The sequence below is a fragment of the Streptomyces sp. NK08204 genome (genome assembly GCF_020400585.1).
Lineage (GTDB): Bacteria > Actinomycetota > Actinomycetes > Streptomycetales > Streptomycetaceae > Streptomyces.
Window position 1 is genome coordinate 1 of the sequence record NZ_JAINVF010000028.1, and the last position, 26,432, is coordinate 26,432.

The following is a 26,432-nucleotide window of genomic DNA, read 5'->3' on the forward strand; positions in this document are numbered from 1 at the left end:
ACGGCGGCTGGTCAGGATCAGGTGCCGCACCCCGTGTGCGGTCACCAGGTGCTCGGCCAGGAGGGAGCCGAGGGTGCCGGTGCCGCCGGTCAGGAGCACGGTCCCGTGCGGGTCGACCATGTCTGGCGAGCCGACGGTGCCCGGGGCGCCGGTCGCGCCGGTGGTGGCACCCGGCGTGGCCCGGACCAGCCGGGGCAGCCGCAACTCGCCCGCCCGCAGCGCGACCTGCGTCTCGTCCTGCGCGACGGCGGTGGCGACGGCGGCGGCCAGCGCGTCCCGGGACGCCGCGGTGTCGTCGGTGTCGATCAGGACGAACCGGTCGGGTGCCTCGGACTGGGCCGTACGCAGCAGGCCCCACACGGGTGCGTGGAGTAGGTCGGCGACGTCGTCGTCCGGCCCGGTCGCCACCGCCCTGGTGGTGACGACGGCCAGACGTGAGGCGCTCAGCCGCTCGTCGGCGAGCCAGTTCCTGAGCAGGTCCAGCACCTCGGCGGCCGTGGCGCGGGCGCGGGCGGGAAGTGCGGCGCCGACCGGGGTGCGGGCCGCCGTCCCGCTCGCGTCATCGAGTCCGTGAGCGCCGACGCGGACGAGGGCGGTCTGCGGGGCGTCGGCGTCGCCGGCGTCGATCCGGGCGAGGAGTTCCGCGATGCCTGTCACGCCTTCGTCGCCCGCCTCGGGGCCGATGGCCAGCCATGGGGTCGCGGGCTGCGAGGTGGGGGCGGGCTGCCAGTCGAGCCGGAACAGTGCCTCGCCGACGGGCGCGCCCGTGCGGCCGGACCGGCTCAACTGCTCCTCGCTGACGGGCAGCAGGGTGAGGGAGTCGATCGACGCAAGCGGTGCGCCGGTGGCGTCCGCGAGGGTCAGGGCGACCGTGTCGGGGCCACTGGGCGTGACGCGGACCCGTGCCGCGGCGGCGTGGACGGCGTGCAGGGCGAGCCCGCGCCAGGCGAACGGCAGCCGTAGCCCGTCGACATGGGTCAGCGAGATGTGCAACGCGGCGTCCAGCAGGGCGGGATGGACGCCGTAGGACCCGGCGTCGTCGGCCTGCTCGTCGCCGAGGGCGACGTCGGCGTAGAGGTCGTGGCCGGACCGCCAGGCGGCGCGGACGCCGCGGAAGGCCTGACCGTAGCCGTAGCCGATGGCGTCCAGGCTCTCGTAGAACTCCGCGACGGGCACCGGCAGGGCACCCGCCGGGGGCCACGCGGCCAGCGGTTCGGGGGTGGAGGGCGCTTCAGGGGTGAGGACGCCCGCCGCGTGCCGGGTCCATGGGCCGGCGTATCCGCCATCCGCATCGGCGTGGGCGTCGGTGCCGCCGCGGTCGGGCCGGGAGTGGATCTGCAGCTCGCGGCGACCGTTCGCGTCCGGTGCGCCGGCGGTGAGCTGCAGCTGTACGCCGTCCTGGCCGTGCAGGATCAGCGGTGCCTCGAGGATCAGTTCCTCGACCTGCTCGGCGCCGGTCTCCTCGCCGGCCCGCAACGCCAGTTCCACGAAGGCCGCGCCGGGCAGCAGGACCGTGCCCCGCACGGTGTGGTCGGCCAGCCAGGGGTGGGTGCGCAGCGAGACCCGGCCGGTCAGCAGCAGGGCGTTTCCGTCAGCGAGCTGCACGGCCGCGCCCAGCAGCGGGTGGTGGGCGGCGCCGAGCCCGAGCGAGGAGGCGTCCGCGCTGCCCAGCGAGCCTGACTCCAGCCAGTAGCGCTGGTGCTGGAAGGCGTAGGTGGGGAGGTCCACGCGGTGGGCGGGTGTCCCGGCGAAGACCGCCTTCCAGTCCACCGGCAGGCCCCGAACCCAGCCCTCGGCCAACGACGTCAGGAACCGCTCCTGGCCACCCTCGTCACGGCGCAGCGTACCGAGCGCGACCGCGTCGGAACCCGCGTCCTCGAACGTCTCCTGCATGGCGGGGGTGAGCACGGGGTGGGCGCTGTTCTCGACGAAGAACCGGAAGCCGTCGTCGAGGAGCGCGCGGACGGCGGCCTCGAAGTCCACCGGCCGGCGGGCGTTGTCGAACCAGTAGCCGGCGTCGAGCCGCCGCGGGTCCAGCAGGCCGCCGGTGACGGTCGAGTAGAAGGGGACCTCGCCCACGGCGGGGGTGACGTTCGCGAACATGTCCATGATGCGGTCGCGCAGCGGGTCGACCTGGGCGCAGTGCGAGGCGACGGTGGAGCCGATGACGCGGGCCCGGATCCCGTCGTCCTTGCAGGCGGCGACGAACGCGGCCAGCGAGGTCTCGTCCCCGGCGACGGTCTGCGCGGTGGGCCCGTTGCGCCCTGCCGCGGTGAGGCGGCCGTCCCAGGCCGCCAGCCGCTCCTGCAGGGCGGCTGCGGTCAGCGCGACCGAGGCGACGGCGCCGTGACCGACGAGTTCGTCGGCGAACAGGGCGCTGCGCAGGACGACGATGCGTACGGCGTCGGCGAGGGTGAGGACGCCGGCGACGCAGGCCGCCGCGATCTCGCCCTGGCTGCTGCCGACGACGGCGCCCGGCTCCACACCGGCGGCACGCCACATCGCGGCCAGCGACACGTTGACGGCGAACAGCACCGGCTGGAGGACTTCGATGCGGTCCAGCGACGGTGCGCCGGGCGCGTCGCGGACCACCTCGGCGGCGGACCAGTCGACGTAGTCGGCCAGTTCGCTCTCGCACTCGGCGAAGCGGCGGGCGAACACCGTTGAGCTGTCGAGGAGTTCGGCCGCCATGCCGCGCCACTGCGAGCCCTGGCCGGGGAAGACGAAGACGGTCCGGCCGCGCAGGTCGGCCGCACCGGCGACGGCGTTCGCGGCGGGCGCGCCTCCGGCGAGCGCGGTCAGCGCGCCGCGCGTGCCGTCGGGGTCGGAGCCGAGCACGACGGCCCGGTGTTCGAGCACGGCGCGGGTGGTGGCCAGGGCGTGGCCGGTGGCGACGCGGCCCCGGTGGGTGGACGCGGGCCCGTCGCCGCAGGCTCCGGCCGCCCAGTCGGCGAGGCGGCCTGCCTGGGCGCGCATGGCGGCCGGCGACTGCCCGGACAGCGGCCACGGCACGGCGGCGCCGGTGACGACGGGGAGCGGCTGCACGTGCGCGGGCTCTGCCCCGGGCTCGTGCTCAGCGCCGGGCTCGGACGCGGCCGTGGTGTCGGGCCCGGACCCCGACACTGACTCGGCCGCGGGCTCGGACGTGGACGTGGATGCGGGTCCGAGTTCGGATGCGTCCGGCACGGAACCGGGCGTGACGTCGGGCCGTGACGCGGACTCGACCGCGGGTGCGGCCTCCGGCTCCGCCTCCTCCAGGATGACGTGCGCGTTCGTCCCGCTGATGCCGAACGAGGAGACGGCGGCGCGGCGCGGCCGGTCGCCGCGCTTCCACTCCACCGGCTGTTCCAGCAGGCGGACGGAGCCGGCTGTCCAGTCGACGTTGGGGGTCGGCGCGTCGATGTGGAGGGTGCGCGGCAGCTTCTCGTGCTGGAGTGCCAGCACCATCTTGATCACGCCTGCCATACCGGCGGTGTGCGCGGTGTGGCCGAGGTTGGACTTGACCGATCCGAGCCACAGCGGGCTGTCGGTGGTGCGGCCCTTGCCGTAGGTGGCGAGCAGCGCCTGCGCTTCGATCGGGTCGCCGAGGGTCGTGCCGGTGCCGTGCGCCTCGACGGCGTCCACGTCGTCGCCGGTGAGGCCGGCGTTGGCGAGGGCGGCGCGGATGACGCGCTGCTGCGAGGGGCCGTTCGGTGCCGTAAGCCCGTTGGACGCGCCGTCCTGGTTGAGGGCGGAGCCGCGGACGACGGCGAGCACGCGGTGGCCGTTGCGGCGGGCGTCGGAGAGCCGCTCGACGAGCAGCATGCCGACGCCCTCGGACCACGCGGTGCCGTCCGCCCCTGCGGCGAACGCCTTGCAGCGCCCGTCCGGTGCGAGGCCTCGCTGCCGGCTGAAGTCGACGAACATGCCCGGTGTGGACATGATCGTGACGCCGCCGGCGATCGCCATCGCGCATTCGCCCGAGCGCAGCGACCGCACCGCCCAGTGCAGCGCGACGAGTGACGACGAGCAGGCCGTGTCCAGCGTGACGGCCGGCCCCTCCAGGCCGAGGGTGTAGGCCAGGCGCCCCGAGGCGACGCTGGTCAGAGTGCCGGTGAGGCGGTGGCCCTCCACGCCGTCCGCGCCGTACTGCAGCTGCGGCCCGTACTCCTGGTACATCGCGCCGAAGAAGACGCCGGTACGGGTGCCGCGCAGCGACAGCGGATCGATCCCGGCGCGTTCCAGCACCTCCCAGGACGACTCGAGGACGAGCCGCTGCTGCGGGTCCATGCCCAGGGCCTCGCGCGGCGAGACGCCGAACAGTTCGGCGTCGAAGTCACCGGCGTCGTCCAGGAATCCGCCGTGCCGGACGTAGCTGGTGGCCGACCGCTGCCCCTGCGGGTCGTAGAGGCGCTCCACGTCCCAGCCGCGGTTGTCCGGGAAGTCCCCGATGACGTCCCGGCCTTCCGCGACGACGTCCCACAGGGCCTCGGGCGAGTCGACGCCACCGGGCAGCCGGCAGGCCATGGCGACGATGGCGATGGGGTCGTCGGCGCTCTCCGGGCGGGCTGCGGAGGGGTCGGTCGTGCCGGTGGCGGCGGGCCGCCCGTCCAGCAGGGCGCCGCGCAGGAAGCGGGCGAGCGCGGCGGGCGTGGGCTGGTCGAAGAGGACGGTGGCGGGAAGCGCGACCGCGGCCTGCTCGGCGATCTGGTTGCGCAGCTGCACCGACAGATGGGAGTCGAACCCGAGGTCCTTGAAGGTCTGTTCGGGGTCGAGCGCGTCCGGGGACGGCTGCCCGGCGACCGCCGCCGCGTGCGCGAGGACGAAGCGGAGCAGGGCCGTGTCCTGCTCGGACGGGCGCAGCGCGGCCAGTTCCGCGGCGAACGGCGAGGCGGCCGGTTCGCCGCCGGGGTCCTGGCCCTGGCCCTGGCCCAGGTCGTGGTCCAGGTCGCGGCTCTGCTCCGGGTCCTGGTCCGGGGTGCCGGTGGCGGCGGGCCGCCGCGGGGGGAACCGCCGGGCGGTCGCGGTGTCCAGCCAGTAGCGCTGGTGCTGGAAGGCGTAGGTGGGCAGGTCCACGCGGTGGGCGGGTGTCCCGGCGAAGACCGCCTTCCAGTCCACCGGCAGGCCCCGAACCCAGCCCTCGGCCAACGACGTCAGGAACCGCTCCTGGCCACCCTCGTCACGGCGCAGCGTACCGAGCGCGACCGCGTCGGAACCCGCGTCCTCGAACGTCTCAGCCAGGCCGACCGCCAGCACCGGATGCGGACTGCACTCCACGAAGTAACCGAACCCGTCAGCCAGCAGAGCCCGGACCGTCTCGTCGAACCGCACCTCCTGACGCAGATTGGTCACCCAGTACTCCGCATCCAGAACAGACGTCTCGAGCCGGCCACCCGTCACCGTCGAATAGAACGGCACCTCCGACCGCATCGGCGTGATCCCCGACAGTGCCTCCACGACCTCACCGCGGATCGCGTCCACCTGCACCGAATGCGACGCGTAATCCACATCGATCCGCCGCGCCCGTACTCCGTCGGCCTCACACGCGGCCAGCAACTCCTCCAGCGGACCCACTTCACCGGACACCACGGTGGACGACGGCCCGTTCACCGACGCAACACCGATCCGGCCGTCCCAGCCCGCGATCCGCTCCCGCACAGCCCCGGCGGGCAACGCCACCGACACCATCCCGCCACGGCCCGACAACGAACCACGGATCGCCCGCGCCCGCAACGCCACGACCCTCGCCGCATCCTCCACGGACAGCGCACCCGCCACACACGCCGCAGCGATCTCACCCTGACTGTGACCGATGACCGCACCCGGCTCCACACCCACCGACCGCCACACCGCGGCCAGCGACACCATCACCGCCCACAACGCCGCCTGGACGACCACCACGTCGTCCAGAGCACCGGTGCGGATCGCCTCGACCACCGACGACCCGACATGCGGCGCCAGCGCCGCATCACACTCCGCCATCCGCGCCGCGAACACCGGCGACGAACCCAGCAACCCCACCGCCATACCCGCCCACTGCGACCCCTGACCCGGGAACACGAACACCACCCGACCGGCACCGGGCCGGACGACCCCGGACACCAGGCCGGCCGTCGGCATGCCGGTGGCGAGCATGCCGAGGGCGGTGTGGGCGTCCGCGGGCTCGGCCGCGAGGACGACGCCGCGGTGCTCGAACGCCGCCCGGCCGAGGGCGAGGGAGCGGCCGGCCGACCGCAGGCCGGGCGCGTCGTCCGCGGTGCCGGTGCAGGCGTCGGCGACGCTGCGGAGCCGCTCGGCCTGGCCGCGCAACGCGGCGGCTGAGCGCGCGGACATCGGCCAGGGCACGAGTCTGAGGTCGCCGAGGGGTCCTTGCGCCGGTTCGGGGGCGGCGGGGTCCGGCTCGGTACGGGGCGCGTCGGCCGCCGCGGGGGCGACGGAGAGGCCGACGGCAGCCGCGGGCCATTCGCCCACCACCACATGGCAGTTGGTGCCTCCCATGCCGAACGACGAGACGCCGCCCAGCAGCGGCCGGCCGGCGTCGGGCCAGGCGGTCGCCCCGCTGCCGGTGTGCACCCGCAGGCGCAGGTCCGCCAGCGGGATCTCGGGGTTGGGGCGGCGGTAGTTGAGGCTCGGCGGCAGCGACCGGTGCTGGATGCTGAGGACCAGCTTGAGCAGGCCGGTCACGCCCGCGGCGCCTTCCAGGTGGCCGATGTTGGTCTTGACCGAGCCGACGGCCAGCGGCGTCCCCGGGTCGCGGTCCGCGCCGAGGACGGCGCCGAGCGCGCGGGCCTCGACCGGGTCGCCGACGCGAGTGCCGGTGCCGTGCAGTTCGACGTACTGCACCTGGGCCGGGGCGACGCCGGCCTGCCGGTACGCGCGGCGCAGCAGGTCCTCCTGCGCGGCCTGGTGCGGGGTGGTGAGGCTGGGGCCGCCGCCGTCGTTGTTGACGGCGCTGCCGAGCAGCACGCAGCGGATCGGGTCCCCGTCGGCGACCGCGTCGCTCAGCCGCTTGAGGACCAGGACCGCGCCGCCCTCGCCGCGGACGTAGCCGTTGGCGCGCTCGTCGAAGGTGTAGCAGCGCCCGTCGGGCGAGAGCGCGCCGAAGGCGGTGATCCGCTCGGTGGTCTCGGTGACGAGGTTGAGGTTGACGCCGCCGGCCAGGGCGACCGCCGACTCGCCGGAGCGCAGGTTCTCGCAGGCGAGGTGGACCGAGACCAGCGAAGAGGACTGTCCGGCGTCGACGGTCAGGCTCGGGCCGCTCAGACCCAGCGCGTAGGAGATGCGGTTGGCGACGAGGCTGCGGTGCAGGCCGGTGAGGGTGTGGGCGGTGGCCGGGGCGGTCCGGGCGCTGAGGGTGGCGTAGTCGTCGGCGATGACGCCGAGGAACACCCCGCAGGCGCCTGCCCGTTGCTCCCGTGTTCCGGAGGCCTCTGACCGGGACGCGGGGTGGAGGGCGGCGATGCCGGCGTCCTCCAGGGCCTCCCAGGCCAGTTCGAGCGCGAGCCGCTGCTGCGGGTCCATGAGGGCGGCCTCGCGGGGCGTGACACCGAAGAACTCCGCGTCGAAGCCCTCGATGCGCTCCGCGTCGAGGAACCCGCCGCGCTGCGGGCGGGGGTCCTGGTCGCCGTCCAGGGGCCAGCGCGGGCCGGCGAGTTCCGTCACGGCCTCGCCGCCGCGCCGCAGCAGGTCCCAGAACGCCGCGGGGTCGGCGGCTCCCGGCAGCCGGCAGGAGACACCGATGACGGCGATGGGTTCGCCCGGTCCGGCAGGGTCGCCGCCGTGTCCGTCCAGCGAATTCCTGTCGGCACTTGTGTACGCCACCAGTACGTCAGAGCTCCTTTGGAATCCCATGACCAGGGGGTGGTGCGGGCCGCACGGAAACACGAATGTCTCACCGCCGGGACGGAATGCGGAGCGCGCGTCCGATCGCTCGGTTGACCGCTCTCCGCGCGCCGTCGTCCGCGTGATTCCGGAAGGGGCGGGCGTGGACCGATTCCCGATCCCATCAGGGCAGAACAGGCCCGTCAACCGAGGTCCTCGGCCCCTCGACCCCTAGCCCCCTCGGAGTCCCCCCTAGAGCCCCGCGCCGACCCCCTATTCCTATTCCGGGGTTCGGTCCACTGCCGCACGCTGTTACCGTCCACTGGCGAACCGAAGTCGGCAAAACTGCCTCATTCGCGGCGTGAACAAAAGGCCGACGCCAATGGCCTCGTCATACGCTGGGAGCCTTGCGTGACCGATTCCGTTGTGTCGCTGAGCCCGCCGTCGGCCGCCGATGGCGGCAGGGAGCTGTTCGAGTGGCTGCGTCGCATGCGCGACGACCGTCCGGTGTTCCGCGACGACAACGGCAGCTGGCACGTCCTGCGATACGCGGACGTGCAGCGGGTGCTGTCGGACCCGGGCGACTTCTCCTCCGACCCCACCCCGGTGTCGCCGAAGGCGGCGGAGATCGCCCGTGGTGACCTGGCGCAGATCGACCCGCCCGAGCACCACCATCTGCGGCGCGGCATCAGCCGGGTGTTCACGCCCCGGACGGTGGCCGCGCTGGAGCCGCGGATCGCCGAGATCGGCCGCGAACTGCTCGACGCCACCGCGGACATGGACCGGTTCGACCTGGTGCGGCATCTCACGCACCCGCTGCCGGTGATCGTGATCGCCGAGCTGCTGGGCGTGCCGGCCGAGGACCGGCCGATCTTCCGGCACTGGGCGGACCGCATCATCGCCGCCAAGATCGTCGGCATCGACCTGCCGGAGAACTACGAGCGGCTGCGGACCGCGATCGAGGAGATGGACTACTACCTCGACGGCATGCTGGAGGAGCGGCGTGCCCGTCCGGGCGACGACCTGCTCAGCAAGATGGCGACGAGCGAGGTGGACGGCGAGCCGATCTCGTCGGAGGAGGCCGTCAACTTCGCCCGGCTGCTGCTGATCGCCGGCCACATCACCACGACGATGATGCTGAGCAGCTCGGTCCTGTGCTTCGAGGAGCACCCGGAGGCAGCCGCCGCGCTGCGCGCCGACCGCTCCCTGATCCCCGCCGCGCTCGAGGAAGTCATGCGGTACCGGCCGCCGTTCACCATCACCGGCCGGTACACCACCCGGGACGTGGAGATCGGCGGCGTGGTGATCCCGGAGCGGTCGATCGTCATCCCGTGGCTGGCGTCGGCCAACCGCGACGAGCGGCAGTTCGACCAGCCGGACCGGTTCGACATCACCCGCACACCCAACGCGCACCTGGCGTTCGGCAAGGGCATCCACTTCTGCATCGGCGCCCCGCTGGCCCGCCTGGAGGGGAAGGTGGCCCTCAACCTCCTCTTCGACCGCTACCGCGACGTGCGGCTCGAACGCGCCGAGCCGCTGGAGTTCTACGACCGCAACTTCTTCGGCGTGAAGTCGCTGCCGGTCTCGGTCACCCACGCGTGACCGGGTGGCCGGCTCCGCCCGGCCCTCCCTTCCCCCTGCTGTACCCGCTGTCCCGACCGCCTGACCGCCTTCCACGACCACCGGAGCAGACATGATGACCGACGAGGAACGGGCCAAGTGGCTCATACTCGAGCACTGCCGGATGATCAATGACGGCAACGTGGAGGACTTGCTGCAGCTGTACGCCGAGGACTGCACGTTCGAGGACCCGGTGGGCAACGGCAAGCAGCACGGCCTGCACGCGCTGAGCCAGCGCGCCGCCGCCGCCGTCTTCTCCGGCGCGTTCGAGGACGCGGCCGCGCCGGTGGCGTCCATGGACGGCCAGTGGGCGTCGGTTCCGATGGTCTCGACCTTCAACTACCTGCCGCTGGCCGGACCGGCGATGGCCGAGTCGGGGCTGCTGCCGGCCACCCCGCCGGACAACCCGGCCGAGAAGATGATCCAGGTCAAGATGGTGATGACGATCCACGTCAACGAGGTCGGGCTGGTCGACCGGATGATGGCGCTCTACGGAAGCTCCGACGTCAGCGTCATCGACAGGAAGTGACGTGGTGCACCGGACCGACAGGAGCCGCGCCGGAGGGGACTCGGCGGTGAGCGGACCCTTCCCGCGCGCCGCAGTGTGATCGGGGCCCGGCCGGTCGGCTCACGTCCGGCCGCGCTGCTGGCCCGGCACGACAGGTCCGTGGTGGTGATCGAGGGGGCGACGAGGAGAGCTGCGAGCTGCGGCGCCGCGCCGTGCACCGCGCGCTCGTCAGTGAACCGGAGGCGTACGGCCGCATCGCGCGGTCCTTCCGGCCGACGGACGCCGTCGGCGCCGATCTGGTCGGCGAGGTGCTGACCGGACGCCTGGACGTCAAGGCCGCGGCGCTCCGCCGGATCATGGAACTCGGCAGCGGGGACGTGGCGTTCGCGGACCCGAGACGGCCGTGTTCCCGCCGGCCGTGTTCCCGCCGGCCGTCGGGTCCGCGGACGGGCGCCTGACGGCGCGGCTGGTCGCTCTGCACGCCTTCCCGCCCGACGCTGCGCTGCGGCGCCCGAGCCGAGCCCGCCGCCCGCGCCCCAGACCGGCACCACGTCGCCTGCTCGAGCGCGGCGCGTTGCGCGACACCAACCGGCGGTGGGCGGTGGGGTTCACCAGCGTGTCGTCGTACCCGTCCGCGGACTCCGGATCCACGCTCAGGCAGTGCGCGACCACCTGTCCCCCGGCTTCCGGTTCCGCACCCGTGGCCCGGTGCGCAGCACCACGCCGGCCAGGTCCGAACCGAGCACGTGGCACCGCTGCGCGTGGCGGGCCGCACCGGGGCTGCTGCGCGCGTACCGGTGCAGAAACGTGAACGTCGGCAGCGGTTCGAAGATTGCGCTCCCCACCGTGGTGTGGTTGACCCATCCGGACATCACGGCGATCAGCGCCTCGCCGGGCCCGGGGGCTCCGCGCGGAGCACGGCCGCGCCGCGATGGCTCTCCGGCACCGGAAGCGTGAGGAAGTCCTCGGCTCCCGCTCCCGCGGGCACGGCGTCGACGATCTGCTGCATGAGCGGTCCTCCTGCGCTGACGGCGGTCAGGCGATCTCGTTGGCCGGCAGGTGCACTTCCAGCGGGAGTTGGTGCCGCCTGGCGATGTTGAGCTTGCGGTAGACCCGGGTCAGGTGCTGCTCGACGGTGCTGATCGTCACGAACAGCTTCGCCGAGATCTCCCGGTTGGTGTATCCGCAGGCCGCCAGGGCCGCGACCCGTTTCTCGGAGTCGCTGAGCTTGGCCTCGGCCTCCGCACCCAAAACGTCGCCCGCCACGGGCTTCGCGGGAGCGCCTCCCGCCGGGCCGAGGCCCTGTACCCGCTTGCGTTCGCCCTCGCGCAGCCGCTGCCCGGACTCCGCGCACAGCGGCTCGGCGCCGCACTCGCGGGCCAGGTGCAGGGCCCGGCGGGTGACCGCGATCGACCGGGTGGTCTCGCCCAGTTCCCGGTACGTCTCGCCCAGCACGCCGACGGTACGCGCCAGTTCCAGCCGGTCGCCCGACCGGTGCAGGTCCTCCACCGCACGGGCCAGCAGCGACGGCCGCAGCTTGAGGTCGACGGTCTGCGCCCGCAGCCGCAGCGTGACCCCGCGCACCCGCGGATACACCGCGTCCGGCATCCGCATCTGGTCGATGATCAACCGCTCGGCCTGGTCGACCCGGTCGAGCTGGTAGAGGGCCTGGGCGGCGTCGGTACGCCAGGGCAGCAGCACCGGCCGGTCCACGCCCCAACGGACGGCGAGCCGGCCGGCGGTCGTGAAGTCGGCGAGCGCGGCCTCGGGTTGGTCGGTGGCCAGGTGGAAGTGGCCACGGGCGCGCAGGTATCCCAGCCCGTAGACGCTCTTGAGGAGGGCGTCGGGCACGGGCTGGTTGAGCCGCCGCGCCGCGGCGGTGTAGTCGCCCGCCGCGGTGTGGGTGAGGACCAGCACCGCCAGCGGGCCGCCGAGGAAGAAGCTCCCGTTGTACTCGGAAACGCCGCGCAGCGACTCCTGCGCGTGCTGCGCGGCGGCCTCCAGCCGGCCGCCGCGCAGCGCGATGTCGGCCCGCAGGGCGGCGAACACCGCCCGCCAGCCCGGTGCGCGCCGCCGGTCGGCCTCCTCCAGGAACTTCCGGCAGGCGTCCTCGGCCGCTTCGAGCCGGTCGCCGTAGTACAGCGACACCACCGCGTTGACGATCGGCGTCAGTGTCGCGTCGATCAGCGGGCACACCCGCAGGAAGCGCTCGGCCGATGCCTCGCCGCCGCTGTCGGGCGCCAGGACGGGGAAGCGCGGCAGTGCGTCGGGCGCCGCCGGGGCCGCCACGTCGCCGGGCGCCGGGTGGTCCAGCGGCCCCTCGTCGCCGCCTTCGGCGTACCACCGCCCCGACAGCGGGGCCACCAGGTCCAGGGCCGCCTGCGCGGCGGCCCACTGGCCCGAGGACGCCCTCGCCCTGAGGCCGCCGATGATCTCGCGGGCCTCCTCCACCCGGCCGTGGGCGATCAGCAGGTTGGCCAGCTGGCCCGCGGTGTGCGCCGGGAGCCGGGTGCGGGTCGCGGCGGCGACCAGGTCCGTAAGGTGCCGGCCCTCGGCCGTGGCGGGGTTGACCCGCCACAGCACGGCGGCCAACCGCAACCGGATGTCCATCCGCGCCCGCTCGTCGTCGCAGCCGGCGCAGGCCAGCTCCAGGTAGTCGATGGCGAGCTGGGCGTCGTCCTCGTGCAGCGCGGCCTCTGCGGCCTCGCGCAGCACGGCCGCCCCCCACGGGCCGGGCACCTCGCCCCCCGCGAGCAGGTGCGCGGCCACGTCCGACGGGCGTGCGCCCTGGTCCTTCAGCAGCCAGGCCACGTGCCGGTGCAGCCGGCCGCGCTCGGCCGCGTCGAGGCTGTCGAGCACCACCGACTGGGCCACCGGGTCACGGAACCGCGCGCCGACGACAATGCCGGCTGACTCCAGCGCCTGCAGCGCCTCGTCGACGCTCCAGGAGGTGGCCTCGACGACCCGGCCGAGGGACTCCGTGTCGGCCGCCTCGCCCAGCACCGCGAGGGCGGCGGCCACCTCCCAGGTGCCCTCGCCGCCGCGGCGCAGGCAGGTCAGCAGCGCCTGCCCGAACAGCTCGCCTGCCGCCAGCCGGGCGACGCCCGAGGACCAGTAGGTCTGCGAGCGCCGGCAGTCCTCGATGAGCGCCCGCAGCAGCAGCGGGTTGCCGCCGGTCAGCTGGTGCAGCTCGGCGGCGTCCACGGCGCCGGCGGGCATGTCGCTGTGCCCGGCGAGGACTTCGGCGACGCCGGCCGGGTCGAGGGGCGGCAGCCGCAGCCGGTGCACCGCGGGCTGGCGCAGCAGCTCGACGGCGAACTGGGGATCCCGCGGCCCGCCGTACAGCGGCTGGGTGAGCACCATCAGGACCCGGCTGCGCCGGGTCAGCCTCGCCAGCTGGAGCAGGCAGTGCAGCGACTCGGCGTCCGCGTGCTGCAGGTCGTCCACACCTATGACGACCGGCGCCTGCTCGGCCATGTCCCTTACGGCCGCGGCGAGGTGCCGGGCGAACCGGCCGGGCCGCTGGTCGGCGGCGCCTTCCACCGCGGACGGCAGACCGGTCAGCGGCGGCGCGCCGTCCAGCAACTGGGCGACGACGCCCAGGGGCGTGCCGTCCTCGGCCGGCGACCCGGCCGCGCTCAACAGGGTCACCCCGGCGCGGGTCGCCTCGTCGATCACCCATTCCAGGATCTGGCTCTTCCCGCAGGCGATTCCGCCTTCGACCAGAACCGTTCCCCCGCTCCCCGAAGCGGCTTCCCTCATAGCGGTTCGCAGAAAGTCTAACTGTGCTTCACGCTGAATAAATTCCACGAGTGAACAGCCCCCGTTCAAACCATTCAATTCGCACTCTTACCCAATAAGAACCGGGCACGCGACAAGGTGCCCGCTGGGCTCGCGGCCCGTGGCATAGATGCTCCTGACATACTCCCAATATCCGACTTCCACAGGCCCCGAAAGATCGTTCGACTCTATCGCGGCTTCCCCGAGACCGGGCAACCCGGCCTGTCAAGAAGGCGGGAGAAATCAGCGGCGGCCGGCGCCGCCGTCACACCCGCACGCCGAGCCGGTCGCGGACCGCGGCGATCACGGCCGGTCCCTCGGCCACCAGGTAGAAGTGGCCGCCGGGGAACACCTGGACGTCGAACGGGCCGGTGGTGTGCCCGGCCCATGCTTCCGCTTCGGGAACCTCGACCTGCGGGTCGCGGTCCCCGACGAGCGCCGTGACCGGGCAGCCCAGCGGCACCGCCGGGCGCGGCGCGTAGGTCTCGATGGCCCGGTAGTCGCCGCGTACGGCGGGCAGGATCATCCGTACGACCTCGTCGTCGGCCAGGAGGTCGGCGTGGGTCCCGGCCAGCCGCCGCAACTCGGCGACGACGCCCGAGTCGTCCCTCAGATGGACCGGATCGGGCAGCGGGCGGTGTACGGACGGCGCCCGGCGCCCGGAGACGAAGAGCCGGGACGGTTCCACCCCGTGGTTCCGCTTCAGCCGCAGAGCCACCTCATAGGCGACCACCGCTCCCATGCTGTGGCCGAAGAACGCCGTCCGCCGGTCGACCATGGGGGCCAGCGCCTCGGCCGCCCGGTCGGCGAGATCATGCAGGTCCCGTACCGGCTGCTCGGTCCTGCGCTCCTGCCGGCCCGGATACTGCACGGCGAGGACTTCGACATCCGGGTGCAGTGCGCGGGAAACCGGGAGGTAGAAACTGGCCGAGCCTCCGGCGTGCGGAAAGCAGACAAGTCTGCGGGGTTCGCTTCCCGGCGGAGCAGGGTGATAGCGGCTGAACCAGGCATCGCGGTCCACACACATCTCCAATTCGATCCAAATCCGCCCAATTTACTCCGGGAGCGCCACACAGGCCCTCTCGAAAGTAGTTCGGCCCCGCACTAGCCAGTAACCCCTACCCGGGCGGCCACCACCCCTATGCACAAGGGTGCCCGACGCCCGGGAACAGGGGTGAATGACGCCCTGAGCTGCCCCGGTTTCATGGAGTCCGGTGATCCTGCTCAAGCGGACCGCGAGTGGCTTTGTGTTCGCCGCCGGTCGCGTTCGCACTCGGCGGGCGGCGCGTCGTCGAGGACGGAGTGGAGCCGTTCCTCGTTGTACCAGGTGGCCCGCGGGAAGATCGCCCGCTCGACCTGGCTGATATCCCGCCACGGTCCTCGCGTCTCGATCAGCTCGGCCTTGAACGGGCCGTTGAGCGCCTCGGCCATGGCGTTGTCGTAGCTGTCCGCGACCGAGCCGACCGACGCGGCGGCGCCGATCTCGGCGAGTCGGTCGGTATGGCGATACTCATGGCGCGCCGCGGCCGCTGTGGCGGATGAGGCCGGAGCCCTTCCCCTTCCTTGGTCCTGCGTCTCCACGCGGCCATCTCCAGGGCGTCCAGCGAAAGTCCGCCCGCCACAACTGGTCCGGGCGCGAGGCCGTGACGTCGCGGTCGACCAGGTTCGGCGACCCGGGTGCCGACGGCTCCGGCGTCGTGGGGCGGCGCCGCTGCCCGCGGATCACGCCTTCCAGGCCCATCTGCCCTCCGTTCGGCGTACATCACCGAGTCACTATATTGGGATATATGTACTCAAAGTTTGCTGAATCCGCGAATTAGTCTGTGGCGAGCCCAGACGTTCTGTGCAGCACTTCGACGTACTTCGGGAGACGACGATGAGCAAGCAGCCGCTCCTCCTTCCCTATGGCGATCCGGCCTTCGTGGCAAACCCGTTCCCGTTCTACCGACAGCTGTACGAGGAGGGCCCGGTGCGGCGCGCGGTCATCGTCGGCGGCCTGGAGGCCTGGCTGGTCACACGCTATGAGGACGGCCTCGCCGCACTCGGCGACCCGCGCCTGAGCAGCGATATCCGCGACGCGTCGGACCCCCGTCTCGTGCAACAGCTGCCCGCGACGGAGCGCGAGTCCCTGGTGCGCAACATGCTCCGGGCGGACCCGCCCGACCACACCCGCCTGCGTCGCCTGGTCTCGAAGGCGTTCACCGCGCGCCGGGTGGCCGAGCTGCGGCCCCGCGTCCAGGCCATCACCGACGGCCTGCTCGACGCCATCGCGCACGCCGGCCGCGCGGATCTCGTCGCCGACTTCGCGCTGCCGCTTCCGGTCACCGTGATCAGCGAACTGCTCGGGGTGCCCACCAGGGACCGGTACGACTTCCAGCGGTGGACCGACGACATGATCCTCCAGGGACCCGAGCCCCCGGACCCGACCGTGGTCGACGGTGCCTGGCAGCAGATGCGCGCGTACCTGGTCAAGCTTCTGGAAGCCAAACGAGCCGACGCTGGAGACGACCTGCTCAGCGATTTGATCAACGCTCGGGACGAGGAGCAGCGGCTGGACGAGGACGAGCTGATCGCCATGGCCTTCCTGTTGCTGGTGGCCGGATACGTCACCACCGTCAACCTGATCAGCGGCGGCATCGCCGCGCTGCTCGCCCATCCCGACCAGCTCGAGCTGCTGCGGGACGATCCGACGCTGCTGCCGGACGCGATCGAGGAGTTCCTGCGCTACGACGGACCGGTGAACCCGGGCATCGCCCGCTTCGCGCGGGAGAACATCGAGATCGCGGGCGTGAGGATCCCGCGCGGCGCCACCGTGCTGGTGGCCTCCGCCATCGCCGACCGGGATCCGGCGCGGTTCCCGGACCCCGATCGTCTGGACATCACCCGTCGGGACAACGCCCACCTCGCGTTCGGGCACGGAATCCACTACTGCCTGGGCGCCCCACTGGCCCGACTGGAGGGGCAGGTCGCCATCGGGACTGCCCTGCGCCGCCTTCCCGGTCTCACCTTGGCCGTGCCACCGGACGAGCTGCAGTGGAGACCAAGTGGTCTGCGCGGCCCCGGGCGCCTGCCCGTCACGTTCACACCCGGGCGCATCCCCGACGGCACGGCCCCGGCCGCTCCGGCTTGATCCGGACACCACCGGGCGACCGAGCCGGCGGTAGCAGGGCTGCCTGGCGAGCTCGAGGACCCGAAACGTGACCGTGACGGGAATCCCGTCCACGGCCGGCTGCTTCACGAGCGGGGTGTGTCCGCGGCGACGGCGCGGCGGGGGCACGCCCCCGGGGCGCCGCTGTCGCGGGCCCGCTCGTGATCGCGTCGCGGGCTCTAGGGGATCACCACTCCGGGGCCGTTGTCGCCGCTCAGGTTCTGACCGAACAACGCCTTCGCCGCCGGTGCCCCGATGTCTGTCGGGTTCTCCGCGACCGACTTCCAGGCCGTCACGCCCGAGGCAGCGCCGCGCAGCAGCCACACCGCGCCACCGTTCACGACGCTGCCCAGGTTCTCGCCCGGCGCACCCACGACCAGGTCGGCCTTGCCGTCACCCGTCACATCGAGCAGTCGCACTGACCCGCCGAACACGTCGCCGGACTCCGCGACACCCGGCACTCCCGTCGTGTCCTGGTGGACGGCCTGCGCGCCTTGGCCGGTGAGCCCGCCCCTGCCGCCCTTGAGCAGCACCACGGCGCCCGCTTTCGCCTTCGAGCCGATCGCCTCGCCGGGGACGCCGACGGCCAGGTCGGGATATCCGTCACCGTTCACGTCGCCCGTGTTCAGCCGCCCGCCGAACTGGTCGCCCTTCTCGTTCGTCCCGGGCACGCCCGCCGTGTTCTGCGTGACCGTCTGCGTACGGGTCTGGCTGGGGCCGGACGGCGAACCGTAGTAGATCTTGACGGTGCCCGGGTCCTCCTCGGTGCCCTCGGTGTCGCCGTTCGGGAAGATCCGGGTGGCGAGGTCGGCGTAGCCGTCCCGGTCGAAGTCGGCGACGGCGGTGCCGGCCGCGGAGGTGAGCCGCTGCGGGACGGTGGACAGGCCGGTCTTGGTGCCGAGCCACAGCTTGCCGCCCTCGGCGTGGTTCTCGTAGACGTAGAAGGTCGCGAGATCCTCGATGCCGTCGCCGTTGAAGTCCCCCGCGGCGGTGGAGTTGATGACGTTGTCGGTGCTGTACACCTTCACCTGCTGCTCGCGGGCGGGGACGCCGTCGCGGCCGATGGGGCCGTAGAGCACGTCGTGGTAGTCGTAGTCCTCTCCGTTGCCCATGAACAGGTCCGCGTGCCCGTCGCCATCGAAGTCGCCCGCGGTGATGTCGTCGCCGACCTGGGCGTTCGCCGGTGCGCTGATACGGACGGCGCCCCGGCCGGAGATGCCGGTCTTCCGGCCCCACAGGACGATCACCGATCCCTGGACGTTGTCCTCCGGTCGGTAACCGCGGGATACCACGGCCAGGTCGGTCAGGCCGTCGCCATCCAGGTCGCGGGAGATCATCGCATAGCCGAAGACGTGGTTGTCACCGGAAGCGCCGGGCACACCGGGGGTGTCCTGGGTGACGACCGTGGTGCGCGCGGGGTCGATGCCGTGCGCCGAGCCGTAGCTGATCGTGATGTAGCCGGCCCAGGCGTGCCCACCGACCTTCGCGCCGGGGGCGGCGACGGCGACGTCCTGGTAGCCGTCGCCGTCGAAGTCCTCGCGTACGGTGGCTGCGCCGTCCTTCGCAGATGCAGTGCCCGCGACGATCGGCACGCCGAACGACCCGATCAGGGCGGCGGCTACGGCGGTCGATATGGCGGGTCGGCGGATGCCCACGGTTCCTCCTCAAAGCGCCAGCGATATCCATACGCGTGCGCGGATGTGATTCACCTGTGAGACATGCGGAAACGGCTGATGGTTGTGCGCTGAACGGCACTTGAACGGGCTGCGCAGGCGCGGAACACGGCATGGCACTGGACTGGGCACCTACCGCCGGCCTGGCCGACCGGCGCCGGTTCGGCGCGCCCGAACGCCGAACCGCCCGTGCCGTCAGAGGAAGTTCGAAGCTGCCGGACCGTACCCGAACAGCACCGCGCTCTCCGCCCGGTTCCAGACCTGGGTGCCCGTCGGCCATTCGCGGTCAGCGGGGGTGGGAAGCGGACCGCTGACCGCGGAACCGGGTGTCGCGTGGCCGATGTGCCGGGCCGGGTGGGTGGGGTGGCTGGGGGTTCGGGCCGTCACGGGCATGTCCTCGTCCGTTCGCGTCCGGAATGCGTGGGGCGGGTCCCGCGCCGGAGGGTGAGGGCGCGGAACCCGCGTTGAGGGTGGGTCAGGCCGCGGTGGCGGAGGCGTTGAGCGTCACGGGGATGTTGTCCCGCGTGGCCTTGGAGTACGGGCAGATCTGGTGGGCGGCGTGCGCCAGTTGCTCGGCGGTCGCCTGATCCACGCCGCCGAGGACGGGGCTGAGGACCGCGGAGAGGGAGAACTCTCCGTCGTCGCCGTGGGTGAGTGTGATCTCGGCGGTGATGGTGGTGCTGGTGAGCCGGATCTTGCGGATGGCTGCGGCGCGGCGCAGGGCGCCGAGGAAGCAGGCGGCCCAGCCGGCGGCCAGCAGCTGCTCGGGGTTGGTCGCGTCGCCCGCGCCGCCGAACTCCTTGGGGATGGCGAGCCGGGTCTCCAGGAGGCCGTCGGAGGAGCGGACGTGACCGCCGTTGCGGCCCTCTCCGTCGACGTCGACGTGGGCGGTGTAGGTGACTGCCATGGCTCGTGCTCCCCATCCGGGTCGAAGACTTGAATTGGCCTCAGATCCGGGACGCCCGTCGCGCGTCACCGGTTGAGGTGGTGATGACATCGTGGCAAGTAAATGCGTCACCGGTCAAGTGGGTGACGTGTCGATTCTTCGCGGTCCCCTAGCGGCTCCCTCGTCTGCCGCGTCATCGGATCGCGGGCGGAGATGTCCGGCACGCGCTCGACGTCCGGCACCGGTTCGCAACGACAGTCAGGCCGAGCCGACGCACGCTCGCGCGCGTCGGATTCCCGTACATCCGTCTCTTGACCGTCCGGCTTCATCCGCGACAACGCCCGGCGCGGAACGGCGACTTAAGTCATTCGACTGTCGCCTTTGACCGGTGACGGAACGATCCTGGGACGGTCGCCCGCGTAGGTGCGCGGTCGGTCGGCATGCTCGGAGGGACCAGCCGTGAACCGTACTCCCGTCGTCTTCATCCATGGCGCGTGGCTGCACGCGCTGTCCTGGGAGTCATGGGCGGAACGCTTCGCCAGCCGCGGGTTCGTCACCTTCGCACCCGGCTGGCCGGGTGAACCCCGCACCGCCGACGCGCGTACGTCCCTGGAGGCGCTCGGCGGCGTCGGACTGGACGCGCTGACGGACCACTACGCCGGGATCGCCCGGTCGTTCGACATCTCCCCCGTGATCGTCGGCCACTCGGTCGGTGGGCTCGTCGCGCAGCATCTCATCGGCGCCAACGTCGGCCGGGCCGCGGTGGCCATCGCGCCGGCCCCGGTCAACGGCGTTGCGCTGCCCGCCTCCACGGCCCGGCTGTGGACACCCACGGAGGCATCGGAACCGCTGGTGTCCCTGACACCGCGGCAGTTCCACCACGTCCTCGCGAACACCGTCGAAGCACAAGAGTCCGACCGGCTCTTCGAGCGCTACGCGACGCCCACACCACGGCGGCTGCTCGCCGACCTCGGGTGCACGGGCACGCTGCCCAGCCCGCGCGCCGTGGCGGACACCGGCAACGCGGGCCGGGGCCCGCTCCTGCTGATCTCCGGGCAGGAGGACCGGCTGGTGCCCGACTCGGTGACCCGCGCGGTGTACAAGCAGTACGGCGACTCCACGGCCGTGACCGACCTGAAGCAGTTCGCGGACCGCGGCCACTCGCTGGTCCTCGACGGCGGTTGGCGATCCGTCGCCGACTACGTTCTCGGCTGGCTGGACGAACGCGGCATCCATGCGCTGCCCGCCGGCCGCTGAACGCCGCCGCGCGACCCGGTCACACGGCCTGGTCGCCGGAGATCCTGCCCAGGGCGTCGCGCAGGGCGGCGCGGGAGGTGATGCCCAGCTTGGGGAACACCCGGTAGAGATGGGAGCTGACCGTGCGCGGCGACAGGTGCATCCGCTCGCCGATCTCCTTGTTGGTCAGACCGCCCGCCGCGAGGTCCGCGATCCGGCGCTCCTGCCAGGTCAGCGCCGCAAGAGGGGCCGAACGTGGGGGTGCGGCCGGCCCGGACGCCCGCAGTTCGGCCCGAGCCCGCTCGGTCCAGGCGGGGGCGCCGAGCCGTTCGAAGGTCTCCGCCGCCGCGGCCAGCAACGGCCGGGCCTCCTTCCTGCCCCGGCTGTGGCGCAGGCGGACGCCGTGGGCAAGGCGGATGCGGGCGAGTTCGAAGGGGAAGCGGTCGGCGACGGGCTGCGTTTCCGCGCGCTCGTACAGGACGTCGGCCTGCGCGGCGTCGGTGGCGGTCATCGCCAGGGCGCCGTACGTCAGCAGGGCCAGCCGGGGGGAGACGGCCGGAAGGCCGGCCTCTTCGGCGGCGAGTGCGTGACGGCGGGCCTCTTCGGAGCGGCCGGTGTGCAGGGCCGCCTCGACGAGGTCGAGCAGGGTGCGCGACGCCTGGTGGGCACAGGGCTCGAAGGTTCCGGGGAGTGTGATGCCGATGGCGTGCAGATAGGCCGCTTCGTAGTCGCCTTCGCCGAGCGCGGCGGTGGTGCCGATGGCGTCGGCGATCTGCGTGAGGAAGCCCACCCCGCGCGGACGCGCCCAGGCGTCCACCGCGGCCTGCAGCTCGCGGGCCTGCTCGAGCTCACCGCGCAGCGCGGCCAGCAGACCCAGATACGCACGCGTGTGATGGGCGAACAGGGCATGCCGATGCGACGTCGCCAGGTCCAGGCAGCGCTGCCCGGTCTGCCGAGCCTCGACCCACTCACCGACCGCGATCTGGTCGAGCATGATCAGGTGCAGCATCGTCATGCCGGTCGACAGGGCACCCGTCTCCACCTCGCGGTCCACGGTGCGCTGCAGGAGCGGCCGGAACTGGCTGAGCGTGTCCACGTGGTAGGCGGCGACGGACAGCCTGGTGACGTCCCACGGTTCGAGCTCGCGCAGCCCGGTGAAGGCACGCTCCAGCCGCTCCTGGGCACCGGCGCCGCGACGCACCACGTCGCTCCACGTGTCCTCGTAGATACGGGAGTCGGCGGGCACCAGGTCGCCCAGGGACCCGAGCAGCTCATGCGTGCGCTGCCACAGGGCTTCGTCGCCCGCGTACTGACTGATGGCCAGCAGCAGATTGACCAGCCGGGCCAGCACCTCGCCCCGCTCGCGTACGCCGCCCTCGCGCAGGCTATCGATCGCCGCGAAGACCTGGCGCTGCGAGGAGCGGACGTCCCCGTCCTCGTACAGCGCGACATAGGCCGACGTGACCACCGAGGCCGGGGACTCGGCGGTTTTGGACGCGGTTCCGGAACGGGCCAACTCCTGAGCCTGCTCCAGCTGTCCGGTGTGCCCGGCGATGAACGCCGCGTCGCCCAGCAGCCTGGACCGCTCCTCGCGGCTCTCGCTCAGTTCCGCGGCGCGGGTCAACCAGGCCACGGCGGTCACGGCGCCGCCGCGCCGGGTCGCGGACTCGGCCGCCGCCTCCAGCGCCGCCGCCACCTCCGCGTCCGGGTCGACCGTCGCCGCCGCCAGATGCGTGGCACGCCGCTCGACATCGTCCTGATGCACCCGGGCGAGCGCAGCGTGGGCCGCGCGCCGCTCGTTGGGGGTCGCCACCTGGACGACGGTCGACCGCACCAGGGGGTGCCGGAAGACGAAGTCGCCGCTGAGCGGATCGATGTCCAACAGGCCGCAGGCCGCGGCCTCGTCGACGTCTCTCATGCGGTAACGCGAGCCTTGCGGGCGACCGGCCGCCGTGCCGGCTCCTACGCCGTCCAGGGCGCCGCGCAGCAGCTCGGCGCGCACGGCGTCACCGAGCGCCTCGATGCGCGCCCCGTACACGTGCTGGACGCGCAGGGGCAGCGGGACGCCGGTGTACCCGAACAGCTCCTCCGCGGTGCGCCCCGCCCGCCCGGCGCGCACCTGGGGCGGAAGTTCCAGCAGCGCCAGTGGGTTGCCCCGCGCCTCGTCCAGGACGAGACGCCGGATCCGGCGGTCGAGGCCGGGATGACGCAGGTCCAGGAGCTGCTCGGAGGCCTCCTCCGAGAGGGTGTTCACCGCCAGTCCGGGCAGCGCGGCGGTGTCGAAGCCCGACCTCACGTCCGAGCGCAGCCCGATGAGGAGCTTGGTCGAACTGCCGGTGAGCCGGCGTCCCACGAACCCGAACACCTCGGTGCTGGAGGCGTCCAGCCACTGGCCGTCGTCGAGGACCAGCAGGACGGGCTGCTGCGAGGCCGCGAGCGAGAGGAGGTCGAGGACGGCGATACCCAGCGTCATGACCGAGGGAGGAGTTCCCACGCTCCTGCCGAAGACGACGTCGAAGACCTTGCGGTGAACATCGTCCAGCTGGTCGATGACGGAGAACAGCGGGTACAGGAACTGGTGCAGACCGGCGAAGGGCAGCCCCGACTCGGCCTCGACGCCGGCCGCTCTGATCACCCGGTGCCGCTGTGCCGCGAGGCCCGCGACGTGGTCCAGCAGCGTGCTCTTGCCCACGCCCGGCTCCCCGCGCAGGACGAGGGCCTGCCCCTCCGAGGCCGCCACGAACGATGACAGCACCTCCTGCTCGCTCTCACGACCGACCATGACGCGAGTGCTCAACTCCACCGTCCCCCCTGCATTGCTTCACCGCGGAACCGACGGCCTCGGCCGGGTGGCGTGATCCCGAGAGTAGATGTCCGCCCGGGGCGCCGTCACCTGGTGATCGCATGCTGAGGCAGTGTCAGGCCGCGCCGAGGCCGCGCAGGAACCTGTGCGACGACGAACCGTCCGCCGCCCGCGCGGGGCTCGGCTTCTCGAGGAGGTGTCGTACGGCGGGCAGTACGGGTTCAGCGCGGTCGTGCCGGCGCGGTCGTGCGCGGAGTGGGGAGCTGCTTTTCGCTGGAGCGCGCTCGCGCGTGTTCCAGCCGGTGGAGCCGCCGAGGAACCGTTCCGTCGCCGGCACGAAGGCCCCGGAGGCCAGGCCGTGCAGAGGGAGCGACCGCGGGACCTCGGCGATCTCAGGCGGCTTGCGACACGCTGATCCCGGCGAGTCGGGCGACGTCGTCGCGCCGCGGCCCGCTGACTCCGTGTACGGATCCGGTCGTCGGGGCAGCCCGCAGTCGTGCGGCGTCAGCTGGGCCCGGCGCGCCCCGAGGAACTCCTCAGGGCACGGGGTGATGGGGTGAGGTCAAGCCGCCTCGTCCCCGCGGTCAGCCGGCGGTGGCGCGGGCGGCCCGCTCGATGACGTCGGCGACGAGGCGGGGGTGGGAGACGGCGACCGAGTGGGAGGCCGCCACCTCGGTGGTGCGGGCGTGGGCGCGCTTCGCCATGAAGCGCTGGACGGCGGCGGGGATGTTGAGGTCGCGGGTGGTGACGATGTCCCAGGAGGGCTTGGTCTTCCAGGCCGCGCCGGTGGCCTTCTCCTCCAGTGCGGACTGGGCGATGGGGCGCTGCGCGGCTGCCATGAGCGCGGCCTGGCCGGCGGGGACGTCGGCGGCGAACTGGTGGCGGAACTTGTCCAGCTGGATGTACAGGTCGGTGGCGGTGGTGCCGTCGGCCTGCTGGTAGGTGACCGGATCGAGGGCCTCGGGGAGGGTGGAGCCGGGGTACTTGTCGGTGAGCTCCAGGGCGGTCTCCCCCGGTGCCGGGAGGAACGCGGCGACATAGACGAGGGCCTTGACCTGGGGGTCGCCGGTGGCGGCCTCGCTGATGACGTTGCCGCCGTAGGAGTGGCCGACGAGGATCTTGGGCCCCTTGACGTGGTCGAGGACGGTGCGCAGGGCGGCGGCGTCGGCGGCGGGACCGCGCAGCGGATTGGCGGCGGCGACGACCGGGTAGCCGTCGGCGCGAAGTTCGGCGATGACGCCGTTCCAGCTGGAGCCGTCGGCGAAGGCGCCGTGCTCCAGGACGACGGTCGGCCTGGCGTGTCCGCCGGCGGTGCTGGGAGCGCCGTCAGCGGTGCCGCTGAGGGCGAACGCGCTGAGCGCGAGCCCCGCCGTGACCGTTGCGACCACACCCGTCATCCGCCGCTCGCGTCCACCCTTGGTGTTCACCACGACAAGTCCCTTCCACGTTTTCGGTTTCCAGCCGTTTCGTCGGTGGGGCGAGTCACATTCGTCACCGCCCTGACCGGCAACGAATGTCACCACGCACATTCGTCACCTGTCAAGATGGTGACGAAAACAGAAGCTCCTCCCACTCCGGGCGGCGTCACCCCGCTCGGACGACTCGAGCCCGCGACGCCGCCCCCCTGATGCCGCCAACTGGGTTATTACGTCATACGACTGATGCGCCCAGCGCTGCGGCGAGGGAGAGTGTGCGATGCGGGGGTGGATCACGAAAGGCGTCGCCGTCCATCGCTACGCAACTCAAGGGCCACTCTTATCGTAACCGGTTTGACAGGTGACGACGCCATGTGTGAGGGTCGGAGTGCCGCAGGTCGCGGTGACCTCGCATCCGAGGGTGTGGACGGGAGGTCTCCCGGCCGCGGGCCGGTCACCGGAAACACGCGACGGAGGGTTTCTCATGATCAACAGGCGTACGTTCACCAAGGCCGTCGGCCTGGGCACCGGCGCGGCCACGGTCTCTCTGGCCGGCCTGCGGTCAACCGCGGCCGCCGCGGGCGGCGCGCCGGCCGAGCACACACCGGGCGGCACACCCGTCCCCGCCGTGCCCGCCGTCGCCCCCGGCGCCCACACCGCGTTCCGCACGCTCAAGCAGGTCAGGGCCGGCGTCCTCGACATCGGTTACGCCGAGGCCGGGCCCGCCCATGGCCCGGTCGTACTGTGCCTGCACGGCTGGCCCTACGACATCCACAGCTACGTCGACGTCGCCCCGCTCCTCGCCGACCTGGGCTACCGCGTCATCGTTCCCTATCTGCGCGGCCACGGCAGCACACGTTTCCTGTCCCCCGGCACCCCTCGCACCGCCGAGCAGTCCGCCATCGCGCTCGACATCATCGCCCTGATGGACGCCCTCAAGATCGACAAGGCGGTGCTCGCCGGGTTCGACTGGGGCTCGCGCACCGCCGACATCATCGCGGCCCTGTGGCCCGAACGCGTCAAGGCCCTTGTCTCGACCGGCGGCTACCTCATCACCAACCGCAAGGCGCAGCTGGAGCCCGCCGCCGCGGCCGTCGAGCACAACTGGTGGTACCAGTGGTACTTCGCCACCGAGCGCGGCAAGAAGGCGATGGAGAACGTCGACGAACGCATCGCCCTGTGCCGCTACGTGTGGACGCTCGTCTCGCCCAACTGGGACTTCGACGACGCCACCTTCCAGCGCACCGCCCAGGCCTTCAAGAACCCCGACTACGCGGCCATCGTCCTGTACAACTACCGCTGGCGCATCGGCCTGATCGAGGGGGACCACCGTTACAGCCGCTACGAGGCGCAGCTTGCCGCCCAGCCGCCCGTCCGCGTCCCCGCGATCACCCTCGACCCGACCCTCGATCCCTTCACCCCGGCCGGTGACGGCTCCGCCTACCGGGACCACTTCACGGGCCCCTATGAGCACCGCGCCGTCGTGAACATCGGCCACAACCTGCCGCAGGAGGCGCCGACCGCCTTCGCGCAGGCCGTCGTCGACGCCGACCGCCTCTGATG

The 26,432-nt window shown here is 72.6% G+C and carries 15 protein-coding genes and 1 pseudogene; 6 read left to right on the forward strand and 10 right to left on the reverse strand.

Translation table 11 applies throughout. The features are described from left to right. Positions 1–7,800 (reverse strand): type I polyketide synthase (locus K7G59_RS29430; protein WP_225839537.1); only part of this gene is annotated, 7,800 nt, incomplete at its 3' end. Between the two features lie 411 nt (positions 7,801–8,211). Here K7G59_RS29430 and K7G59_RS29435 point away from each other — a divergent pair. The 3 genes from K7G59_RS29435 to K7G59_RS29445 all read left to right on the forward strand — a co-directional run bounded on the left by K7G59_RS29435 (position 8,212) and on the right by K7G59_RS29445 (position 10,386). Further along, a complete protein-coding gene (locus tag K7G59_RS29435) occupies positions 8,212–9,402 on the forward strand; it encodes a cytochrome P450 (RefSeq protein WP_225839538.1) in 1,191 nt (396 codons plus the stop codon). Positions 9,403–9,493: 91 nt separating this feature from the next. Then, positions 9,494–9,949 (forward strand): nuclear transport factor 2 family protein, encoded by a 456-nt coding sequence (locus K7G59_RS29440; protein ID WP_225839539.1) that lies wholly within the window; start codon positions 9,494–9,496, stop codon positions 9,947–9,949. A 191-nt stretch (positions 9,950–10,140) separates the two neighbouring features. Then, the gene (locus tag K7G59_RS29445) at positions 10,141–10,386 is read left to right on the forward strand and encodes a hypothetical protein (protein ID WP_225839672.1); all 246 of its coding nucleotides are present in this window, start codon (positions 10,141–10,143) and stop codon (positions 10,384–10,386) included. Positions 10,387–10,413: 27 nt separating this feature from the next. Here the strand turns inward: K7G59_RS29445 and K7G59_RS29450 are convergent. The 4 genes and pseudogenes from K7G59_RS29450 to K7G59_RS35120 all read right to left on the reverse strand — a co-directional run. After that, positions 10,414–10,937, reverse strand: a pseudogene (locus tag K7G59_RS29450) (alcohol dehydrogenase catalytic domain-containing protein); the annotation flags it as partial. 26 nt (positions 10,938–10,963) lie between these two features. Continuing rightward, entirely contained in the window at positions 10,964–13,738 is a 2,775-nt protein-coding gene (locus tag K7G59_RS29455) for a LuxR family transcriptional regulator (protein ID WP_225839540.1), read from the reverse strand. Between the two features lie 235 nt (positions 13,739–13,973). Further along, positions 13,974–14,735 carry a thioesterase II family protein gene (locus tag K7G59_RS29460; protein ID WP_225839541.1) on the reverse strand — a complete coding sequence of 254 codons (762 nt, stop codon included), beginning with the start codon at positions 14,733–14,735 and terminating at the stop codon, positions 13,974–13,976. 197 nt (positions 14,736–14,932) lie between these two features. Further along, entirely contained in the window at positions 14,933–15,289 is a 357-nt protein-coding gene (locus tag K7G59_RS35120; RefSeq protein ID WP_225839542.1) for an integrase core domain-containing protein, read from the reverse strand. 295 nt (positions 15,290–15,584) lie between these two features. Between K7G59_RS35120 and K7G59_RS29470 the strand changes: the two genes are divergently transcribed. Further along, the gene (locus K7G59_RS29470) at positions 15,585–16,838 is read left to right on the forward strand and encodes a cytochrome P450 (RefSeq protein ID WP_225839543.1); all 1,254 of its coding nucleotides are present in this window, start codon (positions 15,585–15,587) and stop codon (positions 16,836–16,838) included. A gap of 197 nt (positions 16,839–17,035) precedes the next feature. On the opposite strand, the gene K7G59_RS29475 is transcribed toward K7G59_RS29470, so the two are convergent. From K7G59_RS29475 to K7G59_RS29485, 3 genes are all read right to left on the reverse strand, one after another. After that, positions 17,036–18,511: an FG-GAP and VCBS repeat-containing protein gene (locus tag K7G59_RS29475; RefSeq protein WP_225839544.1), complete on the reverse strand. Its 1,476-nt coding sequence runs from the start codon at positions 18,509–18,511 to the stop codon at positions 17,036–17,038. A 213-nt stretch (positions 18,512–18,724) separates the two neighbouring features. Next, positions 18,725–18,916: a hypothetical protein gene (locus K7G59_RS29480; protein WP_225839545.1), complete on the reverse strand. Its 192-nt coding sequence runs from the start codon at positions 18,914–18,916 to the stop codon at positions 18,725–18,727. 88 nt (positions 18,917–19,004) lie between these two features. After that, positions 19,005–19,436, reverse strand: a complete 432-nt coding sequence (locus tag K7G59_RS29485; RefSeq protein ID WP_225839546.1) for an organic hydroperoxide resistance protein — start codon at positions 19,434–19,436, stop codon at positions 19,005–19,007. A 438-nt stretch (positions 19,437–19,874) separates the two neighbouring features. Here K7G59_RS29485 and K7G59_RS29490 point away from each other — a divergent pair, with 438 nt between their 5' ends. Further along, a complete protein-coding gene (locus K7G59_RS29490; RefSeq protein ID WP_225839548.1) occupies positions 19,875–20,672 on the forward strand; it encodes an alpha/beta hydrolase in 798 nt (265 codons plus the stop codon). Positions 20,673–20,691: 19 nt separating this feature from the next. Here K7G59_RS29490 and K7G59_RS29495 read toward each other — a convergent pair whose 3' ends face one another. Then, positions 20,692–23,433 (reverse strand): LuxR family transcriptional regulator, encoded by a 2,742-nt coding sequence (locus tag K7G59_RS29495; RefSeq protein WP_225839665.1) that lies wholly within the window; start codon positions 23,431–23,433, stop codon positions 20,692–20,694. A gap of 605 nt (positions 23,434–24,038) precedes the next feature. Beyond that, positions 24,039–24,884 carry an alpha/beta fold hydrolase gene (locus K7G59_RS29500; protein WP_225839550.1) on the reverse strand — a complete coding sequence of 282 codons (846 nt, stop codon included), beginning with the start codon at positions 24,882–24,884 and terminating at the stop codon, positions 24,039–24,041. 469 nt (positions 24,885–25,353) lie between these two features. Between K7G59_RS29500 and K7G59_RS29505 the strand changes: the two genes are divergently transcribed. Next, positions 25,354–26,430 (forward strand): alpha/beta fold hydrolase, encoded by a 1,077-nt coding sequence (locus K7G59_RS29505; protein WP_225839552.1) that lies wholly within the window; start codon positions 25,354–25,356, stop codon positions 26,428–26,430. The last annotated feature ends 2 nt before the right edge of the window (positions 26,431–26,432 follow it).